Consider the following 9,352-nt stretch of genomic DNA (forward strand, 5'->3'; position numbering starts at 1 on the left):
TCTCGGTGAAGCAACTACGGCTCGGCCTCCTGGCCGGACTCTTCGCCGGAGCCGGCGTGCTGTCCTGGGGCGGAGCCCGCCTCTGGGACGCCCTGGGGACACTGCCGAGCGTGCCGCTCGCCGCGCCCATCGTGCTCGCCGTGATCGCCGTCGTCCTGCTGGCGACGGCTCTGTCGATCCGCGCACGGCTGCGGGCGCAGCGGGAGCGGCGCCCCGGGGCGAAGGGCGTGGAGCCGATGATGGCGGCGCGCGCCCTGGTCTTCGGCCAGGCCAGCGCACTCGTCGCCGCCCTGGTCGCGGGGATGTACGGCGGCACGGGCGTCTTCCTGCTCGGCTCCCTCGACGTCCCGCCGCGGCGGGACCAGGCGATCTACGCGGGCTTCGCCGTCCTGGCCGGTATCGCGGTCGTCGCCGCCGCCGTCTTCCTCGAACGTGTCTGCAAGCTTCCGGACGACCGGGACGACGAGCGGAACACGGCCCAGGCCGCATAGAGCAGGTCCACCAGAAGCCTCAGTCGGCCACCGGGTTCTCGACCAGGGTGACCCGGTTGCCATCGGGGTCGTGGACGGAGGCGAACCGCACACCGCGCGAGCCGGGCCGGATCTCCCCGGCCGCGATCCCCCGGTCCGCGAGATCCGAGAGCGCCCGGTCCAGATCGTCGACCACCAGATTCACCAGCGTCCCGCCGGCATGCTCGGGCGACTCGAAGACCTGGAGCCAGGCGTACGGCGTGATGTGCCAGTCGGCCAGCCCGTCCATCGGCCTCGCGTCGGCCGGGCGGCCGAAAAGCCTCTCGTACCACTCCACCGCCGGCCCGATGGCGATCACGGGCGCTACGGCGAGCACGTGGGTGAATGACATCAGAAGGCTCCTATCCTGGTGGATCCGGCCGTACGGCCGGCTTTCCACTACGGTCGACTCCCCCCGGCCCACGAACTCATCGCTCCCGGGCCGGGGTCCGCGCCGTCCCGGGCCTTCTCGGCCCGTTCCCGCTTCAGCGCGCCATGATGAGGCTCATCGCCTCGGCGCGCGTGGCCGGATCGCGCAGTTGGCCGCGGACCGCGGACGTGATCGTCTTGGCTCCGGGCTTGCGGATGCCACGCATCGACATGCACATGTGCTCGCACTCGACAACGGCTATGACCCCCCGCGGCTCCAGGATCGCCATCAGGGAGTCGGCGATCTGCGTGGTGAGCCGCTCCTGGACCTGCGGCCGCCGGGCATAGACGTCGACCAGCCGGGCCAGCTTCGAGAGCCCAGTGATCTTGCCGCTGGTCGCCGGGATGTAGCCGACGTGCGCAACACCGTGGAACGGCACCAGGTGGTGCTCACAGGTGCTGAACACCTCGATGTCCTTGACCAGCACCATCTCGTCGTGACCGAGGTCGAACGTCGTCGTCAGGACGTCCTCGGGCTCCTGGTGGAGGCCCGCGAATATCTCCTTGTACGCACGTGCCACCCGGCCCGGCGTCTCGCGCAGGCCCTCGCGGTCAGGGTCCTCCCCGACAGCGATGAGGAGCTCCCGTACGGCGGACTCGGCCCGCTTCTCGTCGAATACGCCGATCGAGCCCTGCCCGTCGAGCGTCACCGGGTCGGTCATTCTGTGCCTCGTTCCTCTGTGCAGTCACATGCGCGGACCCGCCCGGCCCTCACGGAATTACGGCAGGCACAGCGCAGGCATACGGAAAAGCCGCGCCCCCACAGGCTAGAACCTGGGGGGCGCGGCATCCATTCCGGGCCTGGTGGAGCCCCCGTGACAGGGGCCACACCGGGGCGGGCAGGGGCTAGCTCTCGGGGCGATCCTCGGGGAGCGCCTCAGTGGAGGTGCCGGTGTTCTTCGTGATGTCCGTCGGGGCGATCTCCGGAGTACCCGAGCCATTGGCAGAGCCGTTGGTGAGGGCGAGCTCCTTGGGAGAGAGCACGGGCGGACGCGTCGACGGAGTACGACGGGCGGAACCGGTCCACGCCGGGCGAGCCGGGCGCTTCACGATCGGGGCGAAGATCTCGGCGATCTGCTCCTTGCCGAGCGTCTCCTTCTCGAGGAGCTCGAGGACCAGGGCGTCGAGGATGTCGCGGTTCTCGACGAGAATTTCCCACGCGTCGTTGTGCGCGGTCTCGATGAGCTTCTTGACCTCTTCGTCGACGAGCGCCGCGACCTCTTCCGAGTAGTCGCGCTGATGGCCCATCTCCCGGCCCACGAACGGCTCGGTGTTGTCTCCACCGAACTTGATCGCACCGAGACGCTCGGTCATGCCGTACTGCGTGACCATCGCGCGGGCCGTGGCAGTGGCCTTCTCGATGTCGTTCGCAGCACCGGTCGTCGGGTCGTGGAAGACCAGCTCCTCGGCCGCGCGCCCGCCCAGCATGTAAGCCAGCTGGTCGAGCATCTCATTGCGCGTCGTGGAGTACTTGTCCTCCTCCGGGAGCACCATCGTGTAACCGAGGGCACGGCCGCGGGAGAGGATCGTGATCTTGTGGACCGGGTCCGACTGGGGTGAGGCCGCCGCGACCAGGGCGTGTCCGCCCTCGTGGTACGCGGTGATCTTCTTTTCCTTCTCGGACATGATCCGGGTCCGCTTCTGCGGGCCCGCCACGACGCGGTCGATGGCCTCGTCGAGCATGTGGTTGTCGATCAGCTTCTTGTTGCTGCGCGCCGTCAGGAGCGCCGCTTCGTTCAGCACGTTCGACAGGTCGGCACCGGTGAAACCGGGCGTACGACGGGCGACCGCGTTGAGGTCGACGTCCTCCGCTACCGGCTTGCCCTTCTGGTGCACCTTGAGGATCGCGAGGCGACCCTGCATGTCCGGCCGGTCGACGGCGATCTGCCGGTCGAAGCGTCCCGGGCGCAGCAGCGCCGGGTCGAGGATGTCCGGCCGGTTCGTGGCGGCGATCAGGATGACGCCGCCCTTCACGTCGAAGCCGTCCATCTCGACGAGCAGCTGATTGAGCGTCTGCTCGCGCTCGTCGTGGCCGCCGCCCATGCCGGCACCGCGGTGCCGTCCGACGGCGTCGATCTCGTCGACGAAGACGATCGCCGGAGCGTTCGCCTTGGCCTGCTCGAAGAGGTCACGGACACGGGAGGCACCGACACCGACGAACATCTCGACGAAATCGGAACCGGAGATCGAGTAGAACGGGACGCCCGCCTCGCCTGCGACGGCGCGAGCGAGCAGCGTCTTACCCGTACCGGGCGGCCCGTACAGCAGGACGCCCTTGGGGATCTTGGCGCCGACGGCCTGGAACTTCGCCGGCTCCTGGAGGAATTCCTTGATCTCGTACAGTTCCTCGACGGCCTCGTCCGACCCCGCCACATCGGCGAACGTCGTCTTCGGCGTGTCCTTGGTGATCAGCTTGGCCTTGGACTTGCCGAACTGCATGACCTTGGAGCCGCCGCCCTGCATCTGATTCATCAGAAACAGGAACACGACCACGATCAGGACGAAGGGCAGCAGCGAGAGAAGGATCGAGACGAACGGGGACTGCTTCGACGGCGAGACGGTGTAACCCTTCTCGATGTCACCGCTCTCGAACTTCTTCTGCAGTGTGTCTGCGAGCTCGACACCCTGGTTGCCGATGTAGCTCGCCTGGAACTTGCTGCCGGACTCGCCCTTGAGCTTCTGCTTGTCCTTCAGCTCGATCTTCAGGATCTGTTCGTCACCGGTGGTCAGCTTGGCCTGTTCCACCTGGTTCTTGCTGATCGCCTGGATCACCTTGCCGGTGTCCACCGTCTTGTAGCCGCCGGACGAGCCGACGACCTGCATCAACACGACCACGGCGAGGACGGCCAGCACGATCCACATGACCGGCCCACGGAAGTATCGCTTCACGTCCATCCATACGGAGCGAAGTCGCCCCGTCCCTCCTGCCCGTAGGTAAATGCTGCTGTGAGAAAAGACTGTTCTTCGGACGGTACCCCAGCATTGTCACCCGTGACCGCAGGGGAGGTCTGACAAACCCGTCTTCGAAGGCTCCAACGGCGGGAACACCGCGAGGGTTCCCGGGAGTCCGGCCGGGTTCGGCCGGGCCCTGTCGGGGCGGTTGCCTCAGCCGCCGTAGACGTGAGGCGCGAGCGTACCGACGAAGGGGAGGTTGCGGTACTTCTCCGCGTAGTCCAGCCCGTAGCCGACGACGAACTCGTTGGGGATGTCGAAGCCGACCCACTTCACGTCGATCGCGACCTTCGCGGCATCCGGCTTGCGGAGCAGCGTGCAGACCTCCAGGCTCGCGGGTTCACGCGAGCCGAGGTTGGTCAGCAGCCAGGACAGCGTCAGACCGGAGTCGATGATGTCCTCGACGATCAGGACGTGCTTGCCCTTGATGTCGGTGTCGAGGTCCTTGAGGATCCGGACGACGCCCGAGGACTGGGTGCCGGCGCCGTACGACGAGACGGCCATCCAGTCCATGGTGACGGGGGTGGACAGCGCGCGGGCCAGGTCCGCCATGACCATCACCGCGCCCTTGAGCACGCCGACGATGAGCAGGTCCTTGCCCGCGTACTCCGCGTCGATCTTCGCTGCAAGCTCGACGAGCTTCGCGTCGATCTCTTCCTTGGTGAGGAGCACCGACTGAAGGTCGGTGCCCATGTCCTTCTCGTTCACCCGCGTCTCTTTCTCTGCCCTGCCGGACCGGACTGTTCCCCGGGCCGGACCGGCGTTTCGCCTGCACTTCAGCCGCTTGCGCTTCAGCTCTGCCGAATCACCAGTCTGCCACCCTGCCGCCGCACCTCGACGCGGCCGGGCAGGTTGATGGCGCCCTGGCCCCGCCAGCCGGTGATGAGCCGGTCGACTTCCTCGATGTGGCGGGCGAAGAGCGAACCCGCGGGAGACCCGGCGTCGATCACGGCCCGGCGCAGCACCCGGCGTCGCACCGCGGGCGGCAGCACGGAAAGCTTGGCGCACTCCAGCCGTCCGGCGTCGTCGCGGACCGAGCGGGCGGCCTCGGCGGCCCAGGTGTCGAGGGCGTCGGCATCGTCACGGGAGAGCTGCGCCGTACGGGCGAGGGCCTCCACGACGCCTTTGCCCAGCGCCTTCTCCAGGGCGGGCAGGCCCTCGTGGCGCAGCCTGGAGCGGGTGTAGGCGGGGTCGATGTTGTGGGGGTCGTCCCAGACGGGGATCGACTGGACCAGGCAGGCCTTTCGGGCCGTCTGCCGGTCGAGCTGGAGGAACGGGCGGCGGTAGCGGCCGGCGGGGCCCGAGGCGGCGGCCATCCCGGAGAGGGAACGGATACCCGAACCCCGGGCGAGGCCCAGCAGGACGGTCTCGGCCTGGTCGTCGCGGGTGTGGCCGAGGAGCACGGCGACCGCGCCGTGGCGTTCCGCCGCGGCGTCCAGGGCGGCGTAGCGGGCGTCGCGGGCCGCGGCCTCGGGCCCGCCGTCGCGGCCGACCTGCACTGCGACGGCCTCGACCGGGTCGAGGCTCATCTCGGCGAGGCGGGCGACGACCTCGTCGGCGCGGAGCCCGGAGCCGGGCTGGAGATTGTGGTCGACGGTGATGCCGCCGGCGCGGACGGGCAGCTTGCGCGACTCGAAGGCGAGGGCGGAGGCGAGAGCCATGGAGTCGGCGCCCCCGGAGCATGCCACGAGCACCAGCGGGGTGTCCGGCCGCTCAGGGAGCGCGGAACGCCGCCCGCCCGCCCCTGCTTCGGCGAACTCGGCGTGTCCCGCCTGTTCGTTCTGACGGTTGTGTTCGGTGACGACGTCGTGGAGTACGCGGCGGACCGCCAGGCGTATCGCCGCGACCGCAGGATGGGGACCCATGTCCGGTGCCCTTCGGGTGAAGTTTTGGGGGGTGCCTCGGAGCGTGCGGGACGAAGTCCCGTCACTCAGAGTGCGTCGATGGTGACAGAGCCAAGCCGTCCATCGAGCATTGCACGCCTTCCCATGCCCCTATGGTCCCTCGGATGGGTGATTGGAGAGGCAATCTTCTGCCACCGGACCGGCCCAGGACCTCTCGCGTGAATCACGCTGGGCTCGCGCGCCCCGGCACCGCACCCTGATCCAGCCTGATCCGAACGAAAGGCCCTGGATCACGAATCTGCCTTACGGTGCACCCGCGCCACCCAGTCCGCCGGTGCGGCGATCTCCGCCTTGGTGGGCAGGGTGTTGGGGGAGGTCCACACCCGGTTGAAGCCGTCCATACCGACCTCGTCCACCACGGCCCGGACGAACTTCTCGCCGTCGCGGTACTGCCTCAGCTTGGCGTCGAGCCCCAGGAGCTTGCGCAGTGCCAGGTCGAGCCGGCTCGCGCCGCGCGCCCTGCGCTTCTGGAACTTCTCCCGGATCTCGGCGACGGAGGCCACCACGTCGGGGCCCACCCCGTCCATCACGAAGTCCGCGTGCCCCTCGAGCAGAGACATCACGGCGGTGAGGCGGCCCAGGATCTCGCGCTGGGCGGGCGTCTGGACGATCTCGACGAGGCTGCGCCCGCCGTCGTCGCCCTCCTCCCCCCGTTCGCCCTCGGGACGGCTGCCGCCCGAGAAGGCCTGCGCGGCCTCGCGGAGACGTTCGAGCACGGTCATCGGGTCGACGTCGGTCTCGTCGAGGAACGACTGGATTTCGCCCTGCAGATGGTCACGGAGCCAGGGAACCCCGGTGAACTGGGTGCGGTGGGTCTCCTCGTGGAGGGCCACCCAGAGCCTGAAGTCGTGCGGGTCGACCTCGAGTTCCCGTTCGACGTGGACGATGTTGGGGGCGACCAGCAGCAGCCTGCCGCCCCCCTTGGAGGACGCGGGCAGCTCCCGGGTGGCGGGGGCGAAGGTCTCGTACTGCCCGAGGACCCGGGACGCCAGGAACGACAGCAGCATGCCCAGCTCGACGCCGGTCACCTTGCCGCCGACCGCGCCCAGCACGGCGTTGCCCGGGCCGCTGCCGCGGCGGTCCTGCATCTTTCCGAGCAGCGGACGCAGCAGCTCACGGAAGCCCGCGACGTTGGCCCTGATCCAGCCGGCCCGGTCGACGACCAGGACCGGGGTGTCCTCGGGTTCGTGCCCGTCCGGGATCATCCGGGTGAACGAACGGACGTGCTCCTCCGAGGCCTTGGCGTGCCGGCGGAGCTCCGCGACGACGGCGCGGGCCTCCTCGCGGCTGATCTCGGGACCCGGCCGCACGAACCGGGTCGCGGTCGCGACCGCGAGATTCCAGTCGACCATCTCGGCACCACCGATGCTCGTCATGCGTCAACCGTACGTGAGGTGGTCGCTCCATGGTGGGGTGTCAGCCGCTCACGGGGTGCCTTTGGTGAGGGTGGTGGCCAGGGTGTCGAGCGATGCCTCCGCCTCGTCCGGGGATGTGGTGCCCGAGGCCAGGAAGGCGAAGGCGAGCAGCCGGCCCTGTGCGTCGACCGCGGTTCCGGCGAGGCTGTTCACCCCGGTGAGGGTGCCCGTCTTGGCCCTGATCAGGCCGGTCGCCGGGGACGTCGCGGTGTAGCGGTCGCCGAGCGTGCCGCTGAATCCGGCGACCGGGAGACCGGTGAGGACGGGCCGCAGCTCGGGGTGGTCCGGTCCGGCGGCGAGCGCGAGCAGCTCGGCCAGGAGGCCTGCCGTCACCTTGTCCGCGCGGTCGAGCCCGCTGCCGTCCGCGAGCCGGGCACCGGCCATCGGCAGGCCGAGCGCCTTCAGCCGGGCAGTGACGGCGCGGCGGCTCCCGGCGAAGGAGGCGGGCTCCCCGGCCTTCAACGCGGTCTGCCGGGCCAGGGCCTCGGCGATGTCGTTGTCGCTGTTGGTCAGAGCGCGTTCGACCAGGGCGGAGAGCGGCTTCGACAGGTGCGTCGCCACCGTGCGGGACCCGGCAGCGGCCTTCCCGGACGAGGGCGCGGACCGGGTGACGACGCCCGCGTCGCCGAGAAGGTCCGCGAATGTACGCGCGGTGTCACCCGCGGGGTCGTCGGTACGGGGGGCCGGTCCCCGGTCGCTCCTGTCGAGGCGGCCCTCGTCGGCCATGAGCGCGCTCACCGGCGCGATGTTCTCGTTGGGGCCGATGGGGTGGAGGGCCGGACCCGAGTAGCGCGAGGTGTCGTACGTCAGCCGCACGGACCCTGTGCCGCCGTCGCGCAAGGAGCGTGCCGTGCCGGCGGCCAGGGCGCGCAGGGCCGCCTTGTCCAGGGTGGGATCGCCGCCGCCGACAAGGGTGAGCGTCCGGGAGTCCGGGGACAGCGTGACCGTCGTCGCGATGCGGTGGGCGGGGCCGAGCGCGGAGAGCGCGGCAGCGGTCGTGGCGATCTTCACGGTGGACGCGGGGGTCATGGGGGTCGTCGCGCCCCGCGCGTACAACTGCTTGCCGGTGGCCGCGTCGACGACCACGGCGGTGCGTACGGGGCCGAGTGCGGGCGCGTCCAGCAGCGGTGCGAGGGCGGTCTTCAGGCCGCTCGCACCCGCCGGGGCAGTGACACCGCCCGTGGTGCCGAGGGCGCTCAGGACGGCGGGCGCGCTGGCTGCCGGCTCCGGCCCGTCGGGCGCGGTCCCTTCGTGATGTGCGCCACCTGCGCGCTGCTGGACGGCCGCCCGGTCCCGCTCGGCCTTACGCTGACCGGAGTCCCAGGGACCGGTGGCCAGGACGGCACCGGCGGCGACCACCAGGCCGAGCACCGCGGAGCCTGCGACGAGCCGGAGGTCGTTCGGTCCGCTCCCACCCTTCAGGTACTTCGGGGCTTTCCACCTGCCCCACCCGTTCAACGGCTCGTCCGTCGGTCTCTCCACCGGCTCGGCCACCGTTGACCAGCCCCTTTCGCGAGCACTCATCTGCGTGAGGGACACTTAACCACCAGTCGTATGTGTTGATCATGGAGGAGCCACCCGTGGAGTTCGACGTCGTTATCGAGATCCCGAAGGGTTCGCGGAACAAGTACGAGGTGGACCACGAGACCGGTCGGATCCGTCTGGACCGTCGACTCTTCACCTCGACCAGCTACCCGGCCGACTACGGTTTCGTCGAGAACACCCTCGGCGAGGACGGCGACCCGCTGGACGCGCTGGTCATCCTCGAGGAGCCGACATTCCCCGGCTGCCTCATCAAGTGCCGCGCCATCGGCATGTTCCGGATGACCGACGAGGCCGGCGGCGACGACAAGCTGCTGTGCGTCCCGGCGTCCGACCCTCGGGTGGAGCACCTGCGCGACATCCACCACGTGTCGGAGTTCGACCGCCTGGAGATCCAGCACTTCTTCGAGGTCTACAAGGACCTGGAGCCCGGCAAGTCCGTCGAGGGCGCCGACTGGGTCGGCCGCACCGAGGCCGAGGCCGAGATCGAGGCCTCCTACAAGCGCCTCGAGGCGCAGGGCGGCTCGCACTGACGCAGTTCCTCCGGCTTCCGCTTGTGAGCGGGACGGCGCGGATAGCGGCACATGGGGCCGACCGCCTC

General features: G+C 69.8%; 9 protein-coding genes. 2 read left to right on the forward strand and 7 right to left on the reverse strand.

The window, feature by feature from the left end; genetic code table 11:
* The first annotated feature begins 5 nt into the window (after positions 1–5).
* Positions 6–491 carry a DUF3180 domain-containing protein gene (locus tag ACFWFI_RS14030; RefSeq protein WP_387389054.1) on the forward strand — a complete coding sequence of 162 codons (486 nt, stop codon included), beginning with the start codon at positions 6–8 and terminating at the stop codon, positions 489–491.
* A 19-nt stretch (positions 492–510) separates the two neighbouring features.
* Here the strand turns inward: ACFWFI_RS14030 and ACFWFI_RS14035 are convergent, their stop codons facing one another.
* The 7 genes from ACFWFI_RS14035 to dacB form a co-directional block, all read right to left on the reverse strand.
* The gene (locus ACFWFI_RS14035) at positions 511–861 is read right to left on the reverse strand and encodes a VOC family protein (RefSeq protein ID WP_387389056.1); all 351 of its coding nucleotides are present in this window, start codon (positions 859–861) and stop codon (positions 511–513) included.
* Positions 862–994: 133 nt separating this feature from the next.
* Positions 995–1,600 carry a GTP cyclohydrolase I FolE gene (gene folE, locus ACFWFI_RS14040; RefSeq protein ID WP_387389058.1) on the reverse strand — a complete coding sequence of 202 codons (606 nt, stop codon included), beginning with the start codon at positions 1,598–1,600 and terminating at the stop codon, positions 995–997.
* Positions 1,601–1,784: 184 nt separating this feature from the next.
* Positions 1,785–3,833 carry an ATP-dependent zinc metalloprotease FtsH gene (gene ftsH / locus ACFWFI_RS14045; protein ID WP_387389060.1) on the reverse strand — a complete coding sequence of 683 codons (2,049 nt, stop codon included), beginning with the start codon at positions 3,831–3,833 and terminating at the stop codon, positions 1,785–1,787.
* A gap of 210 nt (positions 3,834–4,043) precedes the next feature.
* Positions 4,044–4,583 (reverse strand): hypoxanthine phosphoribosyltransferase, encoded by a 540-nt coding sequence (hpt, locus tag ACFWFI_RS14050; protein WP_014155504.1) that lies wholly within the window; start codon positions 4,581–4,583, stop codon positions 4,044–4,046.
* A 98-nt stretch (positions 4,584–4,681) separates the two neighbouring features.
* Entirely contained in the window at positions 4,682–5,755 is a 1,074-nt protein-coding gene (gene tilS, locus ACFWFI_RS14055; RefSeq protein ID WP_387389062.1) for a tRNA lysidine(34) synthetase TilS, read from the reverse strand.
* Positions 5,756–6,024: 269 nt separating this feature from the next.
* On the reverse strand, positions 6,025–7,170 hold the full coding sequence (locus tag ACFWFI_RS14060) for a zinc-dependent metalloprotease (RefSeq protein ID WP_387389064.1): 1,146 nt from the start codon (positions 7,168–7,170) through the stop codon (positions 6,025–6,027).
* 48 nt (positions 7,171–7,218) lie between these two features.
* Positions 7,219–8,703: a D-alanyl-D-alanine carboxypeptidase/D-alanyl-D-alanine endopeptidase gene (dacB, locus tag ACFWFI_RS14065; RefSeq protein WP_387389076.1), complete on the reverse strand. Its 1,485-nt coding sequence runs from the start codon at positions 8,701–8,703 to the stop codon at positions 7,219–7,221.
* A gap of 86 nt (positions 8,704–8,789) precedes the next feature.
* Here dacB and ACFWFI_RS14070 point away from each other — a divergent pair, with 86 nt between their 5' ends.
* Entirely contained in the window at positions 8,790–9,284 is a 495-nt protein-coding gene (locus tag ACFWFI_RS14070; RefSeq protein ID WP_387389066.1) for an inorganic diphosphatase, read from the forward strand.
* The last annotated feature ends 68 nt before the right edge of the window (positions 9,285–9,352 follow it).

The sequence above is a fragment of the Streptomyces sp. NPDC060209 genome, assembly GCF_042728155.1.
Taxonomy (GTDB): domain Bacteria; phylum Actinomycetota; class Actinomycetes; order Streptomycetales; family Streptomycetaceae; genus Streptomyces.